Genomic DNA, 22366 nt, shown 5'->3' with positions numbered 1-22366 from the left:
CGTTGCGCGATCGACACCACTCTGCCCGGAGCCCTGGTGAACGCGACAAACGATGCGCTGGAGCCCGACTGGCCGATTCCGCCCGACGGTGGCTGGACGGCAGACGACCTGGACCGCATCCCGAACCTGCCACCGCACACCAAACTGATCGACGCGACCCTGGTGTCCCCGTGCCGTCAGTCGGTGTTCCACGAGCGCGCCATGGATTTCTCAGCCGACAGCTGGACAGCGCTGCACCGTCGGAGTTCGCGGTCCTGTGCCGGTTCACCATGGACATCGACCAGCAGAACAGGCCGGAACCGACGTGATCGTCGCCCGGCGAGAAACCTTGGCGAGTTTCGATCTGACCCGCCTTCCGGCGGCCGCCGTCGTACTGGCAGTCGAGGGGTCGAGAACGAGGACGGTCACGCCGCTGTGCACGCCTTCGAGCTGGAGCCCGCCGCGGGCACCTACACGGGCGTAGGCATCTTCCGCGAGCGGATGACGCTGACCGCCCCCTTCCCCATGGACCTCGACCTCACCCAGATCAAGACGCACCGCGGCAAGGACCAGTAGCCGCCCGCCCCGCACACCACGACGGCCCGGCACCCCCGAGAGGTGCCGGGCCGCGTCGTACAGGCAGGTGAGTGCCGTGTCAGCGCACGAACACTCCCGCCTGGCTCGCCAGATCCAGGAAGTACTGCGGCGCCACACCCAGCACCAGCGTGACCGCCACACCCACCCCGATCGCCGTCATCGTCAGCGGCGACGGCACGGCGACCGTCGGCCCCTCCGGGTTCGGCTCGCTGAAGAACATCAGCACGATGACGCGGATGTAGAAGAACGCCGCGATCGCGGACGAGATCACACCGACCACGACCAGCGGGCCGGCCCCGCCCTCCGCCGCCGCCTTGAACACGGCGAACTTCCCGGCGAAGCCGGAGGTCAGCGGAATGCCCGCGAAGGCCAGCAGGAACACCGCGAACACGGCCGCGACCAGCGGCGAACGGCGTCCCAGACCGGCCCACTTGGACAGGTGCGTCGCCTCGCCGCCCGCGTCGCGCACCAGCGTCACCACCGCGAACGCGCCGATCGTGACGAAGGAGTACGCACCCAGGTAGAAGAGGACGGACGACACTCCGGACGGCGTGGTCGCGATGACACCCGCGAGAATGAAGCCCGCGTGCGCGATCGACGAGTACGCCAGCAGCCGCTTGATGTCGGTCTGTGTGATCGCGACGATCGCACCGCCCAGCATGGTGACGATCGCCACGCCCCACATGACCGGCCGCCAGTCCCAGCGCAGGCCGGGCAGGACGACGTACAGCAGACGCAGCAGCGCACCGAACGCCGCCACCTTCGTCGCCGCCGCCATGAACCCGGTCACCGGCGTCGGCGCGCCCTGGTACACGTCCGGCGTCCACATGTGGAACGGCACCGCACCCACCTTGAACAGCAGACCCATGACGATCATCGCGGCGCCGACGAGCAGCAGCGCATCGTTGCCCATCGTGTCCGCGAGCGCCGGGCTGACGTCCGGGACCGTGCCGTCGACGACCTGCGCGATCGCCGCGTACGACACGGAGCCCGAGTAGCCGTACAGCAGCGCGATGCCGAACAGCGTGAACGCGGACGCGAAGGCACCCAGCAGGAAGTACTTGACCGCTGCCTCCTGCGACATGAGCCGCTTGCGGCGGGCCAGCGCGCACATCAGGTACAGCGGGAGCGAGAAGACTTCCAGGGCGATGAACAGCGTCAGCAGGTCGTTGGCCGCCGGGAAGATCAGCATGCCGGCGACGGCGAACATCAGCAGCGGGAACACCTCTGTGGTGGTGAACCCGGCCTTCACCGCGGCCTTCTCACTGTCGCTGCCCGGCACGGAGGCGGCCTGCGCGGCGAAGGAGTCGACCCGGTTGCCGTGCGCCGCCGGGTCGAGTCGCCGCTCGGCGAAGGTGAACAGGCCGACCAGGCCCGCCAGCAGGATCGTGCCCTGCAGGAAGAGGGCCGGTCCGTCGACGGCGATCGCACCCATCGCGGCGATGCCCGCCTTGGTCGTGGCGTACCCACCGGCCGCCAGCGCCACGACAGCGGCGAAGGCCGCGACGAGCGCCACGACGCAGACGAACACCTGCGCGTAGTAACGCGCCTTGCGTGGGACGACCGCCTCGATCAGCACCCCGACGATCGCCGCGCCGACGACGATCAGGGTGGGCGAGAGTTGTCCATACTCGATCTTCGGCGCGTCGATCTTCGAGATCGGGTCGGCCGCGGTTGTCCACAGGCTGTGGACGGCTGATGCGCTCACTTGGCCGCCTCCACCTCGGGCTGGGGGTCCTTCTTCTGTACGTCGGACATGGTCTGCTGGACCGCCGGATTGACGATGTCCGTGACGGGCTTCGGGTAGACGCCCAGGAAGATCAGCAGTACGACCAGCGGAGCGACGACCACGAGTTCGCGCACCCTGAGGTCAGGCATCGCGGAGACCTCCGGCTTCACCGGGCCCGTCATCGTCCTCTGGTAGAGGACGAGGGTGTAGAGCGCGGCGAGCACGATGCCGAAGGTGGCGATGATGCCGATCACCGGATAACGCGTGAACGTGCCGACCAGGACCAGGAATTCACTCACGAACGGTGCCAGTCCTGGCAGCGACAGCGTCGCCAGGCCGCCGATCAGGAAGGTGCCGGCGAGCACCGGGGCGACCTTCTGCACACCGCCGTAGTCGGCGATGAGCCGCGAGCCGCGCCGCGAGATCAGGAAGCCGGCCACCAGCATCAACGCGGCCGTGGAGATGCCGTGGTTGACCATGTAGAGCGTGGCACCGGACTGGCCCTGGCTGGTCATCGCGAAGATGCCCATGATGATGAAACCGAAGTGCGAGATCGACGCGTACGCGATCAGGCGCTTCATGTCGCGCTGGCCGACCGCGAGCAGCGCCCCGTAGACGATGCTGATCACCGCCAGCACGAGGATGGCGGGCGTCGCCCACTTGCTGGCCTCCGGGAACAGCTGGAGGCAGAAGCGGAGCATCGCGAAGGTGCCCACCTTGTCGACGACCGCGGTGATGAGGACGGCAACCGGTGTGGTGGCCTCCTGCATGGCGTTGGGCAGCCAGGTGTGCAACGGCCACAGCGGCGCCTTCACCGCGAAGGCGAAGAAGAAGCCGAGGAACAGCCAGCGTTCGGTGTTCGTCGCCATGTCGAGCGTGCCGTTGGCGCGGGCCTCGGCGATCTCCTGGAGGCTGAAGTTCCCGGCGACGACATAGAGGCCGATCACCGCGGCCAGCATGATCAGACCGCCGACCAGGTTGTACAGCAGGAACTTCACGGCCGCGTACGACCGTTGCGTCGACGCCACCTTCTCGCCGTGCTCGTGGGCACGGTCCCCGAAGCCGCCGATGAGGAAGTACATCGGGATGAGCATGGCCTCGAAGAAGATGTAGAAGAGGAAGACATCGGTGGCCTCGAAGGAGAGGATCACCATCGCCTCGACGGCCAGGATCAGGGCGAAGAAGCCCTGCGTCGGCCGCCAACGGCTGCTGCCGGTCTCCAGCGGGTCGGCGTCGTGCCAGCCCGCGAGGACGATGAACGGGATCAGCAGCGCGGTCAGCGCGATCAGCGCCACCGCGATGCCGTCCACGCCCAGCTCGTAGCGGACCCCGAAGTCCGCGATCCAGGCGTGGGATTCGGTGAGCTGGTAGCGGTCGCCGTCCGGGTCGAAGCGGACCAGGACCGTGATCGCGAGGGCGAGTGTGGCGAGCGAGAAGAGCAGCGCCAGCCACTTCGCGGCGGTGCGCTGGGCGGCCGGTACGGCGGCCGTGGCGATCGCCCCGATCGCCGGGAGCGCCGCCGTCGCTGTCAGCAGAGGAAAGGACATCGGTATCAGACCGCCCTCATCAGCAGGGTCGCGGCGATGAGGATCGCCGCACCGCCGAACATCGAGACCGCGTACGACCGCGCGAAGCCGTTCTGCAGCCTGCGCATCCGTCCGGACAGGCCGCCCATCGAGGCCGCCGTGCCGTTGACGACGCCGTCGACCAGGGTGTGGTCGACGTACACCAGGGAGCGCGTGAGGTGCTCGCCGCCGCGCACCAGGACGACGTGGTTGAAGTCGTCCTGGAGCAGGTCGCGCCGGGCGGCCCGGGTGAGCAGCGACCCGCGCGGGGCGACGGCCGGGACCGGACGGCGGCCGTACTGGGCGTAGGCGATGGCGACGCCGATGACCATGCACGCGACGGTGGCGCCGGTGACCGCTCCCGCGCTGATGGGCGGGTTGCCGTGGGCGTGCCCGGTGATGGGCTCCAGCCAGTGCACGAAGCGGTCGCCGATGCTGAAGAACGCACCGCCGGCCACCGACCCGACGGCCAGCACGATCATGGGGATCGTCATGACCTTGGGCGACTCGTGCGGATGCGGTTCCGCGTGCTCGCCGTGCGTCTCGGCGGCGGGCTCCACACTCGGCTCGGCCGGTGACGCGGTCTTCGCGTGACGCCAGCGCTCCTCGCCGAAGAACGTCATCAGCATCACGCGCGTCATGTAGAACGCCGTGATGGCCGCGCCCAGCAGCGCGCAGCCGCCCAGGATCCAGCCCTCGGTGCCGCCCTTGGCGAACGCCGCCTCGATGATCTTGTCCTTGGAGAAGAAGCCGGACAGCCCCGGGAAGCCGATGATGGCGAGGTAGCCGAGGCCGAAGGTGACGAAGGTGACCGGCATGTACTTGCGCAGGCCGCCGTACTTGCGCATGTCGACCTCGTCGTTCATGCCGTGCATGACCGAACCGGCGCCGAGGAACAGCCCGGCCTTGAAGAAGCCGTGCGTCACCAGGTGCATGATCGCGAAGACGTAGCCGATGGGGCCGAGACCCGCGGCGAGGACCATGTAGCCGATCTGCGACATGGTCGAGCCGGCCAGCGCCTTCTTGATGTCGTCCTTCGCGCAACCGACGATCGCACCGAAGAGGAGCGTGACGGCACCGACGATGGTGACCACCAGCTGCGCGTCCGGCGCGGCGTTGAAGATGGCGCCGGAGCGGACGATCAGGTAGACGCCCGCGGTCACCATCGTCGCGGCGTGGATGAGGGCCGAGACCGGGGTCGGGCCCTCCATCGCATCCCCGAGCCAGGACTGCAGCGGCACCTGGGCGGACTTGCCGCAGGCGGCGAGCAGCAGCATCAGGCCGATGGCGGTGAGCCTGCCCTCGCTCGCGTCGCCGACCAGGCCGGGCTCCCCCTCGCCGCCGAGCACCGGCCCGAAGGCGAAGGTGCCGAACCACAGGAACATCATCATGATCGCGATCGACAGGCCCATGTCGCCGACGCGGTTGACCAGGAAGGCCTTCTTCGCTGCGGTGGCGGCGCTGGGCTTGTGCTGCCAGAACCCGATGAGGAGGTAGGAGGCGAGACCGACGCCCTCCCAGCCGACGTACAGCAGGAGGTAGTTGTCGGCGAGGACGAGCAGCAGCATCGCCGCGAGGAACAGGTTCAGGTAGCCGAAGAAGCGGCGGCGCCGCTCGTCGTGCTCCATGTACCCGACCGAGTACAGGTGGATCAGCGAGCCGACGCCGGTGATCAGCAGCACGAACGTCATCGACAGCTGGTCGAGGCGGAAGGCGACGTCCGCCTGGAAGCCCTCGACCGGGACCCAGCTGAACAGGTGCTGGGTGAGGGTGCGGTGTTCGGCGTCCTTGCCCAGCAGGTCGGCGAAGAGGATCACGCCGAAGACGAAGGAGACGAACGACAGGAGCGTGCCGATCCACTGGCCGACGGCGTCGAGACGCCGGCCGCCGCACAGCAGTACGGCCGCTCCGAGCAATGGCGCCGCGATCAGCAGCGCAATCAGGTTCTCCACGATTCTTCCGACCCCTTAGAGCTTCATCAGGCTGGCGTCGTCGACCGAGGCCGAGTGGCGGGAACGGAACAGCGACACGATGATCGCGAGCCCGACCACGACCTCGGCGGCGGCGACGACCATCGTGAAGAAGGCGATGATCTGGCCGTCGAGATTGCCGTGCATCCGGGAGAAGGCGACGAGCGTGAGGTTGCAGGCATTGAGCATGAGCTCGATGCACATGAAGACGACGATCGCGTTACGCCTGATCAGCACGCCGGTGGCGCCGATCGTGAACAACAGGGCGGCGAGGTAGAGGTAGTTGACGGGGTTCACTTCGACGCCTCCTCGGGCCGCTTGAAGGTCGACGGCTCGATCGCGGTCCGCTCCAGCCGTTCCTCCGCGCGCTGTTCCAGGGCCTTGAGGTCGTTGAGCGCCTCGGTGGACACGTCACGGATCTGGCCGCGCTCGCGCAGCGTCTTGCTGACCGTGAGGTCGGAGGGGGTGCCGTCGGGCAGCAGGCCCGCGATGTCGACCGCGTTGTGCCGGGCGTACACGCCGGGCGCCGGCAGCGGCGGAACGTGCTTGCCTTCGCGGACGCGCTGTTCGGACAGCTCGCGCTGCGTCTTGGCGCGCTCGGTGCGCTCGCGGTGGGTGAGCACCATGGCACCGATGGCGGCCGTGATCAGCAGGGCACCGGTGATCTCGAAGGCGAACACGTACTTGCTGAAGAGGAGGACCGCGAGGCCCTCCACATTGCCGTTCGCGTTCGCCTGGGCGAGGCCGTTGAACTCCGTGATCGAGGCGTTGCCGATGCCCCCGACCAGCAGGATGCCGAAGCCCAGGCCGCACAGAAGGGCCAGCCAGCGCTGGCCCTTGATGGTCTCCTTCAGGGAGTCCGCGGCGGTGACGCCGACGAGCATCACCACGAACAGGAACAGCATCATGATCGCGCCGGTGTAGACGACGATCTGCACGATTCCCAGGAAGTAGGCGCCGTTGGCGAGGTAGAAGACCGCCAGGACGATCATGGTGCCGGCCAGGCAGAGCGCGCTGTGCACGGCCTTCTTCATGAAGACGGTGCACAGGGCGCCGATCACGGCGACGGTGCCGAGGATCCAGAACTGGAAGGCCTCTCCGGTGGAGGTGGAGTAGGCGGCGAGCTGCTCGGTCATCGCCCGATCACCTTCTCGGACGCCGGTTCGTCCTCGCCGAAGGTCGTCGCGGCCTCCTGCGGGACCTCGCCCTTGGAGAGGGCCACTTGGCGCTCGGTCCCCGGCGCGGCCTCCGTCACCAGACCCCGGTAGTAGTCCTGCTCGTCCGTCCCCGGGTAGATGGCATGGGGGGTGTCGACCATGCCGTCCTCGAGTCCGGCGAGCAGCTGCTCCTTGGTGTAGATCAGGTTGGCGCGGCTGGAGTCCGCGAGCTCGAACTCGTTGGTCATCGTCAACGCGCGCGTGGGACACGCCTCGATGCACAAGCCGCACAGGATGCAGCGGGCGTAGTTGATCTGGTACACGCGGCCGTACCGCTCGCCCGGCGAGTAGCGCTCCTCGTCGGTGTTGTCGGCGCCCTCCACATAGATGGCGTCGGCGGGGCAGGCCCAGGCACACAACTCACAGCCCACGCACTTCTCCAGGCCGTCCGGATGGCGGTTGAGCTGGTGCCGTCCGTGGAAGCGGGGAGCGGTGGTCTTCTGCTGCTCCGGGTACTGCTCGGTCAGCCGCTTCTTGAACATGGCCTTGAAGGTCACGCCGAAGCCTGCGACGGGGTTCATGAAACCGGGCTTGGTCTCCTTGGGCTCCTCAGCCATCGGACGCCTCCTTTCCATCCAGAGATCCGTCACTCTGAGTATCGGGCCCACCACTGACAATCAGCTCACGCTCGCGGCGCGGGCGGCGCCGAGGCACCGGCGAAAGCTCCTGTCCGGGCAGTGGCGGTACGGGGAATCCGCCCGCCATCGCGTCGAAGCCGGCGGGCTCCTCGACGGGTTGCGCGCCCGCCTTCGTCCGCTCGCGGAACATGTCCGCGACGAAGGAGAGGAGCAGCAGCGCGAGGACGCCGCCGCCGACGTAGAGGGCGATGTCGGCGAAGTCGTAGTTCTCGTTCCGAAGAGTCCGCACGGTCGCGACGAGCATCAGCCAGACGACGGAGACCGGGATGAGGACCTTCCAGCCGAGCTTCATCAGCTGGTCGTAGCGGACGCGCGGGAGCGTGCCGCGCAGCCAGATGAAGAAGAACAGCAGCAGCTGGACCTTGATCACGAACCAGAGCAGCGGCCACCAGCCGTGGTTCGCGCCCTCCCAGAAGGCGCTCACCGGATACGGGGCCCGCCAGCCGCCCAGGAAGAGCGTCACGGACACGGCCGAGACCGTCACCATGTTCACGTATTCGGCGAGCATGAACATCGCGAACTTGATCGACGAGTACTCGGTGTTGAAGCCGCCGACCAGGTCGCCCTCGGACTCCGGCATGTCGAACGGGGCGCGGTTGGTCTCGCCGACCATCGTCACGATGTAGATCAGGAAGGAGACCGGCAGCAGGACGATGTACCAGCGGTCCTGCTGCGCCTCGACGATCGCCGAGGTCGACATCGACCCGGAGTAGAGGAACACCGAGGCGAAGGCGGCGCCCATGGCGATCTCGTACGAGATCATCTGCGCGCAGGAGCGGAGGCCGCCGAGCAGCGGGTAGGTGGATCCAGAACTCCAACCCGCCAGCACGATGCCGTAGATGCCTACCGAGGCGACCGCGAGGATGTAGAGCATCGCGATCGGCAGGTCGGTGAGCTGCATGGTGGTGCGGTGGCCGAAGATCGAGATCTCGTTGCCGGCCGGCCCGAAGGGGATCACCGCGATCGCCATGAAGGCCGGGATGGCCGCGACGATCGGTGCGAGGACGTAGACCACCTTGTCCGCGCGTTTGACGATGACGTCTTCCTTGAGCATCAGCTTGATGCCGTCGGCGAGCGACTGGAGCATGCCCCACGGGCCGTGCCGGTTGGGGCCGATGCGCAGCTGCATCCAGGCGACGACCTTGCGCTCCCAGACGATGGAGAACAGCACGGTCACCATCAGGAAGGCGAAGCAGAACACCGCCTTGATGACGACCAGCCACCAGGGGTCGCGGCCGAACATCGAGAGGTCTTCAGCGGCGAGGAACGGGCTCATGCCTCCACCTCCTGAGGGGCCTCGGTCGCGAGGGTCGCCGGGCCGATGCGGACGAGTGAGCCGGGCAGCGCGCCGGTGTCGGAGGCGACACCACCGCCCACGGAGTTCAGCGGGAGCCACACCACACGGTCGGGCATCTCCGTGATCTGCAGCGGGAGTTCGGCGACTCCGGCGGGGCCGCTCACGGCAAGGACGTCGCCGTCCTTGACGCCGGCCTCGGCGGCCGTGGCGGCCGACAAACGCGCGTGGGCGGCGTGCCGGGTGCCGGCGAGCGCTTCGTCGCCCGTCTGAAGGAGGCCCTGGTCGAGCAGCAGCCGGTGCCCGGCCAGGACGGCCTCACCGACGGCCGGCCGCGGCAGCTGGGCTGCGATCTCCAGGGGGTCGGTGGCCCGCGGTCCGTCCCAGGCGCCGAGCCGGTCGATCTCCGCGCGCGTGGTGCGCAGATCCGGCAGACCCAGGTGTACGTCCATGGCGTCGGCCAGCATCTGCAGCACGCGCGCGTCGGCCGGGGCGAGGCGACCGGTCATCTGGTCGGGCTTGAGCGCGGCCTCGAAGAACCGCACCCGGCCCTCCCAGTTGAGGAAGGTGCCGGCCTTCTCGGCGACCGCGGCGACAGGCAGCACGACATCGGCGAGCTCGGTCACCTCCCCGGGCCGCAGCTCCAGCGAGACCACGAAGCCGACCTCGGCGAGCGCCTCACGCGCGCGTGCCGGATCGGGCAGGTCGGCGACCTCGACGCCCGCGACCAGCAGGGCCTGGAGTTCGCCGGTCGCGGCGGCCTCGACGATCTGGCCGGTGTCGCGGCCGTAGCGGTGCGGGAGTTCGGCCAGGCCCCAGACGGCGGCGACCTCCTCACGCGCGCGCGGGTCGGTAGCGGGACGCCCACCCGGCAGCAGCGACGGCAGCGCACCGGCCTCCACGGCGCCGCGCTCACCCGCCCGGCGTGGGATCCACACCAGCCGGGCGCCGGTCGCGGCCGCGGCCCGTACGGCGGCCGTCAGCCCGCCCGCCACAGCGGCCAGCCGCTCGCCTACGACGATCACCGCGCCCTCGGCGCGCAGCGCGTCGGAGGCCTGCGCACCGGCGCCGTCCAGGCCGACGCCGCTCGCGAGCGCGTCCAGCCACTCGGTCTCGGTGCCGGGGGCGGCGGGCAGCAGCGTGCCGCCGGCCTTCTCCAGACCGCGCGTGGAGTGCGTGGCGAGCGAGAAGACCTTCTGGCCGTGCCCCCGCCAGGCCTTGCGCAGTCGCAGGAAGACGCCGGGGGCCTCTTCCTCGGCCTCGAACCCGGCCAGCAGAACGGCCGGCGCCTTCTCCAGGAAGGCGTATGTGACGCCCGTACCGTCCAGGTCACGGCCGTGACCGGCGACCTGCGCGGCGAGGAAGTCGGCCTCCTCGCCGCTGTGCACGCGCGCGCGGAAGTCGATGTCGTTGGTGTCGAGCGCCACGCGCGCGAACTTGCTGTACGCGTAGGCGTCCTCGATGGTGAGCCGACCGCCGGTCAGGACTCCGGTGCGGCCGCGTGAGGCGAGCAGCCCCTGGGCCGCGATCTGCAGCGCCTCCGGCCAGGAGGCCGGCTCGAGGTCTCCCTCGGCGTTGCGCACGAGAGGCGTCTGAAGCCGGTCGCGCTGCTGCGCGTACCGGAACGCGAACCGCCCCTTGTCGCAGATCCACTCCTCGTTGACCTCGGGGTCGTTGGCCGCCATGCGCCTCATGACCTTGCCGCGCCGGTGGTCGGTGCGCGTCGCGCAGCCGCCGGAGCAGTGCTCGCACACCGACGGCGAGGAGACGAGGTCGAAGGGGCGGGAGCGGAACCGGTACGCCGCCGAGGTCAGCGCGCCGACCGGACAGATCTGGATGGTGTTGCCGGAGAAGTACGACTCGAAGGGGTCGCCCTCACCGGTGCCGACCTGCTGGAGCGCGCCCCGCTCGACCAGCTCGATCATCGGGTCGCCCGCGATCTGGTTGGAGAACCGGGTGCAGCGGGCGCACAGCACGCAGCGCTCGCGGTCGAGCAGCACCTGCGTGGAGATCGGGACGGGCTTCTCGTACGTCCGCTTCCTTCCCTCGAAGCGGGATTCGGCGTGCCCGTGCGACATGGCCTGGTTCTGCAGCGGGCACTCGCCGCCCTTGTCGCAGACCGGGCAGTCCAGCGGGTGGTTGATGAGCAGGAGCTCCATCACACCCTTCTGGGCCTTCTCGGCGACCGGTGAGGTGAGGTGCGTCTTCACGACCATGCCGTCCGTGCACGTGATGGTGCAGGACGCCATCGGCTTGCGCTGGCCCTCGACCTCGACGATGCACTGGCGGCAGGCGCCGGCCGGGTCGAGGAGGGGGTGGTCGCAGAAGCGGGGGATCTCGATGCCGAGCTGCTCGGCGGCCCGGATGACCAGGGTGCCCTTGGGCACGCTGATCTCCGCGCCGTCGATGGTCAGCGAGACGAGATCTTCCGGCGGGACCGCCGCCTCGCCCCCTCCGGAGGGAGCGCTGGTGGTCACAGTCATGCGTGTACCTCCGTGCGGTGGTCGGCCCAGGCCGTCGACTTGGCCGGGTCGAAGGGGCAGCCGCGGCCCGTGATGTGCTGCTCGTACTCCTCGCAGAAGTACTTCAGCGAGGAGAAGATCGGCGAGGCGGCACCGTCGCCGAGGGCGCAGAAGGACTTGCCGTTGATGTTGTCGGCGATGTCGTTCAGCTTGTCGAGGTCACTCATCACGCCCTTGCCGGCCTCGATGTCGCGCAGCAACTGCACGAGCCAGTACGTGCCTTCGCGGCAGGGCGTGCACTTGCCGCAGGACTCGTGGGCGTAGAACTCGGTCCAGCGGGTGACGGCGCGTACGACGCAGGTCGTCTCGTCGAAGCACTGGAGCGCCTTCGTTCCGAGCATGGAACCCGCGGCACCCACTCCTTCGTAATCAAGGGGGACGTCGAGGTGCTCGTCGGTGAACATCGGCGTCGAGGAGCCGCCCGGTGTCCAGAACTTGAGGCGATGGCCGGGGCGCATCCCGCCGCTCATCTCCAGGAGCTGGCGGAGTGTGATGCCGAGCGGCGCCTCGTACTGCCCGGGGCTCGCGACATGGCCACTGAGCGAGTAGAGCGTGAAGCCCGGGGACTTCTCGCTGCCCATCGACCGGAACCAGTCTTTGCCCCGATTCAGAATCGCGGGAACCGACGCGATCGACTCGACGTTGTTCACAACAGTCGGGCAGGCATAGAGACCTGCCACCGCAGGGAAGGGGGGACGAAGCCGCGGTTGACCACGGCGGCCTTCGAGCGAGTCGAGCAGCGCGGTCTCCTCACCGCAGATGTACGCGCCAGCGCCCGCGTGCACGGTGAGTTCGAGGTCGAGTCCACTGCCCAGGATGTTCTCGCCGAGGTAGCCGGCCGCGTAGGCCTCGCGCACGGCCTCGTGCAGCCGCCGCAGAACGGGGACGACTTCACCACGCAGATAGATGAAGGCATGCGAAGACCTGATGGCATAACACGCGATGACAATGCCCTCGATGAGGCTATGCGGGTTCGCGAAGAGGAGCGGAATGTCCTTGCAGGTTCCGGGCTCCGATTCGTCGGCGTTGACAACTAGATAGTGCGGTTTTCCATCACCCTGGGGAATGAACTGCCATTTCATTCCCGTCGGGAATCCCGCGCCGCCGCGCCCGCGCAGACCGGAGTCCTTGACGTACGCGATCAGGTCGTCCGGCGTCATGGCGAGCGCCTTGCGAAGTCCCTCGTATCCTTCGTGCCTTCGGTAGACGTCCAGCGTCCAGGACCTGTCCTCGTCCCAGAAGGCCGACAGCACGGGTGCGAGCAGCTTCTCGGGGCTGGTGTCTTTCAGCTCGGGTGCCAAGGTCATCACTCCCCCTCCTCGGCGGTAGGCCCTGCCGGGTGGGCCGGGTCGGATGCCGATGTGTCCTGCGGCGCGTCATGCGAACTGAGGTGCTCGGTCGGAGACGGCTCGTGCACCGCGCTGCCCTGCGGCTCGTCATGCGGGCCGCCGTCCCGCGGATGGACCACGCGCGCGGGTGCGGTCTCTCCCTTGGCCAGGCGGAGGCCCACCAGCGAAGCCGGTCCCGCACTGCCGCTTGCCTCGACGGCCCCGGGCCGCTCGTCGGGGAAGCCGGCGAGGATCCGCGCGGTCTCCTTGAAGGTGCACAGCCGCGCCCCGCGCGTCGGCTCGACATCCCGTCCCGCGCGCAGGTCGTCGACGAGGCTCTTGGCGCTCGCCGGGGTCTGGTTGTCGAAGAACTCCCAGTTGACCATCACGACCGGGGCGAAGTCGCAGGCCGCGTTGCACTCGATGTGCTCCAGGGTGACCTTGCCGTCGTCGGTGGTCTCGCCGTTGCCGACACCCAGGTGCTCCTGGAGCTCCTCGAAGATCGCGTCACCGCCCATCACCGCGCACAGGGTGTTGGTGCAGACGCCCACCTGATAGTCACCGCTCGGCTTGCGCCGGTACATGGTGTAGAAGGTGGCGACCGCGGTGACCTCGGCCGTGGTCAGGTGCAGCATGTCCGCGCAGAACTGCATCCCGGTGCGCGTGACATGGCCCTCCTCCGACTGCACGAGGTGCAGCAACGGCAGGAGGGCGGACCGGGAGTCCGGGTAGCGGGCGATGAGCTCGCGCGCGTCCCGCTCGAGCCGTTCTCGAACGTCGTCCGGGTATGCGGGCGCGGGCAGTTCGGGCATGCCCAGGCTGACGCCCCGCTCGGAAGAAGAGGTGGTCACCGGTCGACGCCTCCCATCACGGGGTCGATGGACGCGACGGCGACGATGACGTCGGCGACCTGGCCGCCTTCGCACATCGCCGCCATGGCCTGCAGGTTGGTGAAGGACGGGTCGCGGAAGTGGACCCGGAAGGGGCGGGTGCCGCCGTCGGACACTGCATGCACCCCGAGCTCGCCCTTGGGCGACTCGACGGCCGCGTACGCCTGTCCCGGCGGGACGCGGAAGCCCTCGGTGACCAGCTTGAAGTGGTGGATCAGGGCCTCCATGGAGGTGCCCATGATCTTCTTGATGTGGTCGAGGGAGTTGCCCAGTCCGTCCGGTCCCAGGGCGAGCTGGGCGGGCCAGGCGATCTTCTTGTCGGCGACCATGACCGGGCCGGGCTGCAGCCGGTCCAGGCACTGCTCGACGATCCCGAGCGACTGGCGCATCTCCTCCAGGCGGATCAGGAAGCGCCCGTAGGAGTCGCAGGTGTCGGCGGTCGGGATCTCGAAGTCGTACGTCTCGTAGTCGCAGTACGGCTGTGCCTTGCGCAGGTCGTGCGGCAGGCCGGTGGAGCGCAGGATCGGGCCGGTGGCGCCGAGGGCCATGCAGCCGGCCAGGTCGAGGTAGCCGATGTCCTGCATGCGGGCCTTGAAGATGGGGTTCCCGGTGGCGAGCTTGTCGTACTCCGGGAGGTTCTTCTTCATCTTCTTCACGAACTCGCGGATCTGGTCCACCGCACCGGGCGGGAGGTCCTGGGCGAGTCCGCCGGGGCGGATGTACGCGTGGTTCATCCGCAGGCCCGTGATGAGCTCGTAGATGTCGAGAATCATTTCACGATCACGGAATCCGTAGATCATGATCGTGGTGGCGCCGAGTTCCATGCCGCCGGTGGCGATGCACACCAGGTGGGAGGAGAGCCGGTTCAGCTCCATCAGGAGCACCCGGATGATTTTGGCGCGCTCGCTGATCTGGTCCTCGATGCCGAGGAGCTTCTCGACGGCGAGACAGTAGGCGGTCTCGTTGAAGAAGGACGTCAGGTAATCCATGCGCGTCACGAACGTGGTGCCCTGCGTCCAGGTCCGGTACTCGAGGTTCTTCTCGATGCCGGTGTGGAGATAGCCGATGCCGCAGCGGGCCTCGGTGACGGTCTCGCCGTCGATCTCCAGGATCAGGCGGAGCACTCCGTGGGTGGAGGGGTGCTGCGGACCCATGTTGAGGACGATGCGCTCGTCGTCGGCGCGGGCCGCGGCCTGGACGACCTCGTCCCAGTCGCCACCGGTGACCGTATATACGGTGCCCTCGGTGGTTTCGCGGGCGGATGCTGACTGCGTGCTCACGAGTACGACCTCCGCTGGTCCGGAGCCGGGATCTGGGCGCCCTTGTACTCGACGGGGATGCCGCCGAGGGGGTAGTCCTTGCGCTGCGGGTGGCCCTGCCAGTCGTCCGGCATCATGATCCGCGTCAGGGCCGGGTGACCGTCGAAGACGATGCCGAAGAAGTCGTACGTCTCGCGCTCGTGCCAGTCGTTCGTGGGATACACGGAGACCAGCGACGGGATGTGCGGGTCGCTGTCGGGGGCGCTGACTTCGAGGCGGATCAGCCGGTTGTGGGTGATCGAGCGCAGGTGGTAGACGGCGTGCAGCTCACGGCCCTTGTCGCCGAGGTAGTGGACGCCACTGACGCCGGTGCACAGTTCGAAGCGCAGGGCCGGGTCGTCGCGCAGGGTGCGGGCGACGCGGACCAGGTGCTCGCGTTCGATGTGGAAGGTGAGTTCGCCGCGGTCGACGACCGTCTTCTCGATCGCGTTGTCGGGGAGGAGGCCCTGTTCCTCCAGCGCGCCCTCGAGCTCGTCGGCGACCTCGTCGAACCAGCCCCCGTAGGGGCGACTCGCCGGTCCCGGGAGCCGGACCGAGCGGACCAGGCCGCCGTAGCCGGAGGTGTCGCCGCCGTTGTCGGCGCCGAACATGCCGCGCTGGACGCGGATCTCCTCACCGCCCTGGCCGCGCTGGCCGGGGAGGTTGGAGGCGCTGAGGTCCTTCTCGGGGTTGACCCCGTTCGACCCGTTCGCCCCGTTGGTGCCGTTCGCGTCGCTCACCGCAGCAGCCCCTTCATCTCGATCGTGGGCAGGGCCTTGAGCGCCGCTTCCTCCGCTTCCCGGGCAGCCTCCTCGGCGTTCACGCCGAGCTTGGAGGTCTGGATCTTCTGGTGCAGCTTGAGGATGGCGTCCATCAGCATCTCCGGCCGTGGCGGGCAGCCGGGGAGATAGATGTCGACCGGGACGATGTGGTCGACGCCCTGGACGATCGCGTAGTTGTTGAACATGCCGCCCGAGGAGGCGCAGACCCCCATGGAGATCACCCACTTGGGGTTCGGCATCTGGTCGTAGACCTGCCTGAGCACCGGCGCCATCTTCTGGCTGACCCGGCCGGCGACGATCATCAGGTCGGCCTGGCGCGGGGATCCGCGGAAGACCTCCATGCCGAAGCGCGCCAGGTCGTAGCGGCCGGCGCCGGTGGTCATCATCTCGATGGCGCAGCAGGCGAGGCCGAAAGTGGCCGGGAAGACAGACGCCTTGCGCACCCAGCCCGCGGCCTGCTCGACGGTGGTCAGCAGGAATCCGCTCGGCAGCTTTTCTTCGAGTCCCATGTCGTTAAAGGCCCCTCAGTCCCATTCCAGGCCGCCGCGCCGCCATACGTACGCGTACGCGACGAAGACGGTGAGCACGAAGAGCAGCATCTCCACGAGCCCGAAAACACCCAGGGCGTCGAAGGTGACGGCCCAGGGGTAGAGGAAGACGATCTCGATATCGAAGATGATGAAGAGCATCGCCGTCAGGTAGTACTTGATCGGGAAGCGCCCGCCACCGGCCGGCGTGGGGGTCGGCTCGATACCGCACTCGTAGGCCTCGAGCTTGGCCCGGTTGTACCGCTTCGGACCGATCAGCGTGGCCATGACCACGGAGAAGATCGCAAAGCCTGCCCCGAGGGCTCCCAGTACGAGGATGGGCGCATAGGCGTTCACCGCTCCTCGCTCCTCTCAGTCGGCACTGACTGCTGGCGGTTGCACTGGGCTCACAGCCGCCTCACCGGTCCCACGAGCCCCGCTCGTCCCGGCGAAGATCGAGAACATGTGAAGCAGGTCACAAGCCCAACTGCCTCGCATCTTATGCCCGCCGCTCTGTGATCTGCGACACGGGGTATTACACAAGCTTTGTGATCTCCACCACCTGACGAAGGATCATGAAGCCGGATGAGCGGTGATCTTCGCACGAGAAGCGTTCAGGTGATCACCAGAGGTGACATTTCCGCTCGTTGATGCAGCTCGGAGGGGTCGTCTCAATATCAAGATGGTTCCCTTGCATGCAAATTGGTGCTGGACGGGATGTCTTGATAGAGGCATGCGTTCACACATGAGAGGGAGCCTCGGAGTGGGATGTGGACGCGTGCACGCATTCACGAGCGACACGAGGCGGGATCCGGGCACGGGACGCGCACATCGCCGTAACCGTTGCGTGACCTCTGCCACACCGATGCGAGACCCAGAGAACCGGGCTTGGCCACCGGTTCCAACAAGTGGTAAGCGATGGGCAATTCGGACTTAATGATGAAAGTACGTGATCACGGGCGGGATCGAGGGGGTCCGCAATGTCCGTTACGGCGTCAATAAAGGGCGGCAGGCCGGGAAATTGGGGCGGCGATTGAGTAACTGTGGCGCAGCACACGTTTCTTGAAGGTATGGAGGAGCCCCTGATACCGGTTGTTCTCATGTCCCACACCGCTCACATACGTAGCCACCGGAAGCCCCGCCGCGGCGCATCGACGACCATCGCGATGCGTGCCGGAGTTGCCGGTGGCGTCCTCAGCATGGCAGCGGCAGGTGCTGCGGCCACGGCGAACGCCGCCGAGCCGGTTACGCAGACCCTCGAACTGCCCACCCTCACGGGTGACCTGGCGGACCAGCTCGCCCAGTCCGCGGACGCCACTCAGCTGGCGGCCGCGAACTACGAGCTCGACGCCGAGCGTGACGCGGCCGCCGCCGCTGCGGCCAAGGAAGCCAAGAAGGACCTCGCGGAGGCCAAGAAGAAGGCCGAGGCGAAGAAGAAGGCCGAGGAGGCCCGTCGGGCCGCCGCAGAGGCCGCCGCCTCGCGCAGCGCCGAGCGGGCCACCCTGTCCGCTTCCGCGAGCACCAGCACGAGCGTGGCCGCTCCCGCCAGCGGCAGCGTCGCGACGGTCATGTCCTTCCTTGAGGCGCAGCTGGGCGACGCGTACGTCCTGGGTGCCACCGGCCCCAACGCGTGGGACTGCTCCAGCCTGGTCCAGGCCGCGTTCAAGCAGGTCGGCGTCGACCTGCCGCGGGTCTCGCAGGACCAGTCGATGCAGGGCACCGAGGTGTCGCTGTCCAACCTTCAGGTCGGCGACATCCTGTACTGGGGCGGCAAGGGCTCCGCGTACCACGTGGGCGTCTACTACGGAAACGGTCAGTACCTGGACGCGGCCAACCCGTCCAAGGGTGTCGTCGTCCAGGACCTCTCCGGCTATCCGGCGTCGGGTGCGGTGCGCGTGCTCTGAGCCGTACGGTTTCGGAAGGGCCGCAGCCGCTCGGGGGCAGCGGCCCTTCCGTCTCCTCCCGGAGCGAGCTCATCCCGGGTCGAGGGCTCACCCCGAGGCAAGCCCTCATCCCGGGGCGAACCGTCTCATCCCAGGTCGAAGGTGTTGGGCAGGCCCAGCTTGTAGCGCACCTCGTCGATCCGCTTCAGCGGCTCCAGCTCCGGGGGCCGGTACAGCTCCCAGATCCGGCAGCGCTCGGCGTCCGAATCGTCCGCTTTCAGGAGGGCGTTGACGGCGAGGCGGGCGGATTCGTTGGCGCCCTCCATCGTTGCCAGGTCGACGTCCGTGCGGACGTAGTCGCCTGCGAGGAAGAAGTTCGGGACCTTCGTGTGGGCCGTGGGGCGGTCGTAGAGGGTGCCCGTGGGGTGGATGAGGAGCTGTTCGCGGTTGCGCGGATCGGGGCCTCCGAGGCCCGTCACCGCCGGGTCCATGAACCAGCCGAGGCGGTCCTCGTCCCGGAGCGTGGTCTTGCCGGCGTCGTTCAGGCCGTCCTTCAGCTGGGCCCAGAGTTCGGCGACGACCTCCTCCTTGGTGCACTCCTTGGCTGTCTTGCCGTACAGGATGCCGGGCTTGTCCCATTCCGAGATGATCGCGGAGAGGCAGTCGTGGGCCCGGCCGTCGCCGTAGTCGCGCGAGAAGTCCCGTCCGTCCCAGAACTGGGCCTGGCCGATGCCGGTCACCGACCAGGGTGAGTCGAGGCAGTTGATGTGGCCGTGCACGACCGGGGTGGGTGTGCGCAGGTAGAACATCACGCCGGTCATCCAGTCGGTCTGGAGGGCGTCGCAGCGCGCGAGCTGCGGGTCGGCCGCGCGCAGGGCGGGGCCCCACGTCACGCGGGCGTGCTCGACGGGCAGCGCGGAGATGTAGTGGTCGGCGGTGACGGTACGTTCGTCGGCGCCGTCGCGGGCGGAGACGCGGACGCCGGTCACCCGGCCGCCGTCGTAGAGGATCTCGTGGGCCTGGGTGCCGAGGACGAACCGGACGCCGAGGGAGCGCAGGTGGGCCTCCCAGGGGTCGATCCAGGCCTCGCTGGTGGGGGCGTTGAGGATGCGGTCGATGTCGGCGTCGCCGTCCATGCCGCGGCCGAGCAGGCCCCACAGGAGCAGGGCCTCGATGATGACGCGGCCGACGGTTCGGGTGGACGCCACCTCCGCGCGGGTGGCGACCAGATTGCGGGTCTGGCCGATGCCCAGGAGCGTGCGGTACTCCTCGCTCATCTCCTCGGCGCGTATGAAGTCCCACCATGCGACCTTCTCCCACACCTCCTCACGGCGGGCGTCGCAGCTGGTGAGGTGGACGAGGAGCCGGTCGGCGAAGTAGGCGACCTCGTGGGCCGGGAGGCGGGTGCCGAGGTCCAGCACCGAGAGGATCTGGTCGCGGATCCAGCTGAGGGTGAGATCGCCGGGGCGGGGCGGGGTGGTGGCGCGGCGGAGCGGGAAGTGCAGGTCGGGGCGGCCGGCGGCGCGGGCGAACAGGGCCTCGGTGCCGCTGCGGAGGTTGTCGTGGACGCCGTTCGCGTTGCCGGGGACGGGGATGCGGCGCATGGTGTCCGGCAGGTTCCGGTAGAAGCCGGGGAAGAAGCGGAAGCCGTGCTCGGCGGGGAGGTCCGCGCGGCCGCCGGCCGCCGTGCCGGGGACGGGCATCGAGCGGGCCTTGCCGCCGAGGGTGTCGTAGTACTCGTAGACGGTGACCGCGTAGCCGCGTTCGGCGAGTTCGTGGGCGGCGCTCAGGCCGGAGACTCCGCCGCCGAGGACAGCGACCCGCTTGCCTGCCGCGGCCCGCGCGCTGCCGGCCGGCCATAAGGCGAGGGTGCCGGCCACTCCCCCGGCACCGGCCAGAAAGCGTCTGCGGGTGTGGCCGGATCGCGTGTGACCTGTCTTCTCCTGGGGCTCGTGCGCGTGTTCTGTTGTCATGAATCCGTGAGGGTAGGGAGGGTCTGCGGAGGTCGGAAGCCCGTTTCTCGGCCGACCACAGCATCCTCACAACACGCAACAGCCCAAGGACAACAAGGAGACACAGCGATGCCCAGCGTTTTCGTGCAAGGCAGGCCCGTCGAGTCGTATCCGCCGCTCGCGCCCGAGGCCCGGCGTGGGTCGGTGCGCAGGATCACCGAGGTGGGGGAAGAGGTGCTGCACAAGCCGTGCCGGGACGTCACCGAGTTCGGGCCCGATCTCGCCGCGCTCATCGACGACATGTTCCTGACGATGTACATCGCCGACGGGGCCGGACTGGCGGCGAACCAGGTCGGCGTCGATCTACGGCTGTTCGTGTACGACTGCCCGGACGACGACGGGGTCCGGCATGTCGGGCACATCGTGAACCCGGTGCTGGAGCCGCTCGACCCGGCCGGGCGCAGGCTGCTCGACGACAGCGAGGGCTGCCTGTCCGTGCCGGGCGCGGTGATGGACGTGCCGCGTCCGGACCGGGCCGTGGTGCGCGGGTACGACAAGGACGGCGAGCCGCTGGTGATCGAGGGCACGGGGTACTTCGCCCGCTGTCTCGCCCATGAGACCGACCACGTGGGCGGCCACGTCTACCTGGACCGGCTCTCCAAGCGCGAGCGCAAGGACGCGCTGCGGCAGGTGGCGGACCGGCGCGAGGAGGTCTTCGCACGCCGGGCCGCCAACATCGAGGCCCTCAACGGGTAGTCGCCGCCGGGTCAGGCCTTCGGCGCCACCTTGCTCAGCCCGTTGATGATCCGGTCCATCGCGTCGCCGCCCGTCGGGTCGGTGAGGTTGGCCAGGAGCTTCAGGGTGAACTTCATCAGCACCGGGTGGGTCAGGCCGCGCTGGGCCGCGATCTTCATGACCTTCGGGTTGCCGATGAGCTTCACGAAGGCGCGGCCCAGCGTGTAGTAGCCGCCGTAGGTGTCCTTCAGGACGCGCGGGTAGCGCTGGAGGGCGAGTTCGCGCCCGGCGGGGGTCGAGCGGGCGTGGGCCTGGACGATGACGTCGGCGGCGATCTGGCCGGACTCCATGGCGTAGGCGATGCCCTCGCCGTTGAAGGGGTTCACCAGGCCGCCGGCGTCGCCGACCAGCAGCAGGCCCTTGGTGTAGTGGGGTTGGCGGTTGAAGGCCATGGGGAGGGCGGCGCCGCGGATCGGGCCGGTCATGTTCTCCGGCGTGTAGCCCCAGTCCTCCGGCATGGAGGCGCACCAGGCCTTCAGTACCTCGCGCCAGTCCAGCTCCTTGAAGGAGTCGGAGGTGTTGAGCACGCCCAGGCCGACGTTCGACGTGCCGTCGCCCATGCCGAAGATCCAGCCGTAGCCGGGCAGGAGGCGGTCCTCGCCGGGGCCGCGGCGGTCCCACAGCTCCAGCCAGGACTCCAGGTAGTCGTCCTCGTGGCGGGGGCTTTCGAAATACGTCCGTACGGCCACGCCCATCGGGCGGTCCTCGCGGCGGTGCAGGCCCATCGCCAGGGAGAGGCGGGTGGAGTTGCCGTCGGCGGCGACCACCAGGGGCGCGTGGAAGGTGACCTCGCGCTTCTCCTCGCCGAGCTTGGCGTGGACGCCGGTGATGCGGCCGGTGCGGTCGTCGATGATCGGGGCGCCGACGTTGCAGCGCTCGTAGAGGCGGGCGCCTGCCTTCTGGGCCTGGCGGGCGAGTTGCTCGTCGAAGTCGTCGCGCTTGCGGACCAGGCCGTAGTCGGGGAAGGAGGCGAGGTCGGGCCAGTCCAGCTGGAGGCGCACGCCGCCGCCGATGATCCTCAGGCCCTTGTTCCGCAGCCAGCCGGCTTCCTCGGAGATGTCGATGCCCATGGCCACCAGCTGTTTGACCGCGCGCGGGGTCAGGCCGTCGCCGCAGACCTTCTCCCGCGGGAACTCGGTCTTCTCCAACAGCAGGACATCGAGGCCGGACTTGGCCAGGTGGTACGCCGTCGTGGCGCCGGCCGGCCCCGCGCCGACGACGATCACATCGGCGGTGTTCTCGGAGAGGGGTGAGGAGAGGGGAGAGGAGTGGGGCGAGGAGACGGGCTCGGTCACGTCGGTCACGTCGGGATCTCCCCAAGTTCGAAATCTGTGTGCCGACCGGCACTGGACATGGGCAGTCTATTCAGCAGCGTTGATCACCCGGCTGAAGGGCTGCCC

The 22366-nt window shown here is 68.6% G+C and carries 18 protein-coding genes and 1 pseudogene; 3 read left to right on the top strand and 16 right to left on the bottom strand.

Annotation, left to right across the window (positions count from 1 at the left end; all coding sequences use genetic code 11):
• Positions 1–36: 36 nt before the first annotated feature.
• Positions 37–555: pseudogene (locus tag EHO50_RS22780) on the top strand (Uma2 family endonuclease).
• Between the two features lie 79 nt (positions 556–634).
• Here the strand turns inward: EHO50_RS22780 and nuoN are convergent.
• From nuoN to EHO50_RS22710, 14 genes are read right to left on the bottom strand one after another with little or no spacing between them, the layout of a single operon-like run.
• Complete coding sequence (gene nuoN, locus EHO50_RS22775; protein ID WP_128432968.1) at positions 635–2284, bottom strand: NADH-quinone oxidoreductase subunit NuoN; 1650 nt, start codon at positions 2282–2284, stop codon at positions 635–637.
• A complete protein-coding gene (locus EHO50_RS22770) occupies positions 2281–3852 on the bottom strand; it encodes an NADH-quinone oxidoreductase subunit M (RefSeq protein ID WP_128432965.1) in 1572 nt (523 codons plus the stop codon). The genes nuoN and EHO50_RS22770 overlap by 4 nt, the downstream gene beginning before the upstream one ends.
• A 5-nt stretch (positions 3853–3857) precedes the next feature.
• Positions 3858–5822, bottom strand: coding sequence for an NADH-quinone oxidoreductase subunit L (gene nuoL, locus EHO50_RS22765; RefSeq protein ID WP_128432962.1), 1965 nt, complete (start codon positions 5820–5822; stop codon positions 3858–3860).
• A gap of 15 nt (positions 5823–5837) precedes the next feature.
• Positions 5838–6137, bottom strand: coding sequence for an NADH-quinone oxidoreductase subunit NuoK (gene nuoK / locus EHO50_RS22760; RefSeq protein ID WP_003998919.1), 300 nt, complete (start codon positions 6135–6137; stop codon positions 5838–5840).
• The gene (locus EHO50_RS22755) at positions 6134–6976 is read right to left on the bottom strand and encodes an NADH-quinone oxidoreductase subunit J (RefSeq protein WP_128432959.1); all 843 of its coding nucleotides are present in this window, start codon (positions 6974–6976) and stop codon (positions 6134–6136) included. Before EHO50_RS22755 ends, nuoK begins: the two co-directional genes overlap by 4 nt.
• Positions 6973–7614 carry an NADH-quinone oxidoreductase subunit NuoI gene (gene nuoI / locus EHO50_RS22750; RefSeq protein WP_128432956.1) on the bottom strand — a complete coding sequence of 214 codons (642 nt, stop codon included), beginning with the start codon at positions 7612–7614 and terminating at the stop codon, positions 6973–6975. Before nuoI ends, EHO50_RS22755 begins: the two co-directional genes overlap by 4 nt.
• Complete coding sequence (gene nuoH / locus EHO50_RS22745; protein WP_128432953.1) at positions 7607–8971, bottom strand: NADH-quinone oxidoreductase subunit NuoH; 1365 nt, start codon at positions 8969–8971, stop codon at positions 7607–7609. Before nuoH ends, nuoI begins: the two co-directional genes overlap by 8 nt.
• Positions 8968–11472, bottom strand: coding sequence for an NADH-quinone oxidoreductase subunit G (locus tag EHO50_RS22740; RefSeq protein ID WP_128432950.1), 2505 nt, complete (start codon positions 11470–11472; stop codon positions 8968–8970). Before EHO50_RS22740 ends, nuoH begins: the two co-directional genes overlap by 4 nt.
• Positions 11469–12818 carry an NADH-quinone oxidoreductase subunit NuoF gene (nuoF, locus tag EHO50_RS22735; RefSeq protein ID WP_128432947.1) on the bottom strand — a complete coding sequence of 450 codons (1350 nt, stop codon included), beginning with the start codon at positions 12816–12818 and terminating at the stop codon, positions 11469–11471. Before nuoF ends, EHO50_RS22740 begins: the two co-directional genes overlap by 4 nt.
• Positions 12818–13690 (bottom strand): NADH-quinone oxidoreductase subunit NuoE, encoded by an 873-nt coding sequence (gene nuoE / locus EHO50_RS22730; protein ID WP_128432944.1) that lies wholly within the window; start codon positions 13688–13690, stop codon positions 12818–12820. Before nuoE ends, nuoF begins: the two co-directional genes overlap by 1 nt.
• A complete protein-coding gene (locus EHO50_RS22725) occupies positions 13687–15009 on the bottom strand; it encodes an NADH-quinone oxidoreductase subunit D (RefSeq protein WP_128432941.1) in 1323 nt (440 codons plus the stop codon). The genes nuoE and EHO50_RS22725 overlap by 4 nt, the downstream gene beginning before the upstream one ends.
• Positions 15006–15767: an NADH-quinone oxidoreductase subunit C gene (locus tag EHO50_RS22720; RefSeq protein ID WP_128432938.1), complete on the bottom strand. Its 762-nt coding sequence runs from the start codon at positions 15765–15767 to the stop codon at positions 15006–15008. Before EHO50_RS22720 ends, EHO50_RS22725 begins: the two co-directional genes overlap by 4 nt.
• Positions 15764–16318 (bottom strand): NuoB/complex I 20 kDa subunit family protein, encoded by a 555-nt coding sequence (locus EHO50_RS22715; RefSeq protein ID WP_003998928.1) that lies wholly within the window; start codon positions 16316–16318, stop codon positions 15764–15766. The genes EHO50_RS22720 and EHO50_RS22715 overlap by 4 nt, the downstream gene beginning before the upstream one ends.
• Positions 16319–16333: 15 nt before the next feature.
• The gene (locus tag EHO50_RS22710; protein WP_033319564.1) at positions 16334–16693 is read right to left on the bottom strand and encodes an NADH-quinone oxidoreductase subunit A; all 360 of its coding nucleotides are present in this window, start codon (positions 16691–16693) and stop codon (positions 16334–16336) included.
• Positions 16694–17406: 713 nt separating this feature from the next.
• Between EHO50_RS22710 and EHO50_RS22705 the strand changes: the two genes are divergently transcribed.
• The gene (locus tag EHO50_RS22705; RefSeq protein WP_128432935.1) at positions 17407–18240 is read left to right on the top strand and encodes a C40 family peptidase; all 834 of its coding nucleotides are present in this window, start codon (positions 17407–17409) and stop codon (positions 18238–18240) included.
• A gap of 125 nt (positions 18241–18365) precedes the next feature.
• Here EHO50_RS22705 and EHO50_RS22700 read toward each other — a convergent pair whose 3' ends face one another.
• Positions 18366–20192 (bottom strand): hydroxysqualene dehydroxylase, encoded by a 1827-nt coding sequence (locus EHO50_RS22700; RefSeq protein ID WP_128432931.1) that lies wholly within the window; start codon positions 20190–20192, stop codon positions 18366–18368.
• Positions 20193–20300: 108 nt separating this feature from the next.
• Here EHO50_RS22700 and def point away from each other — a divergent pair, with 108 nt between their 5' ends.
• On the top strand, positions 20301–20927 hold the full coding sequence (def, locus tag EHO50_RS22695) for a peptide deformylase (protein ID WP_128432927.1): 627 nt from the start codon (positions 20301–20303) through the stop codon (positions 20925–20927).
• 11 nt (positions 20928–20938) lie between these two features.
• Here def and EHO50_RS22690 read toward each other — a convergent pair whose 3' ends face one another.
• On the bottom strand, positions 20939–22261 hold the full coding sequence (locus EHO50_RS22690) for a geranylgeranyl reductase family protein (protein WP_128433473.1): 1323 nt from the start codon (positions 22259–22261) through the stop codon (positions 20939–20941).
• Positions 22262–22366: the final 105 nt, after the last annotated feature.

It is taken from the genome of Streptomyces cyaneus (genome assembly GCF_004028635.1).
GTDB classification, from domain to species: domain Bacteria; phylum Actinomycetota; class Actinomycetes; order Streptomycetales; family Streptomycetaceae; genus Streptomyces; species Streptomyces cyaneus.
Note: the sequence above shows the minus strand (reverse complement) of the source record. Positions and strands in the feature narration are given on the sequence as shown.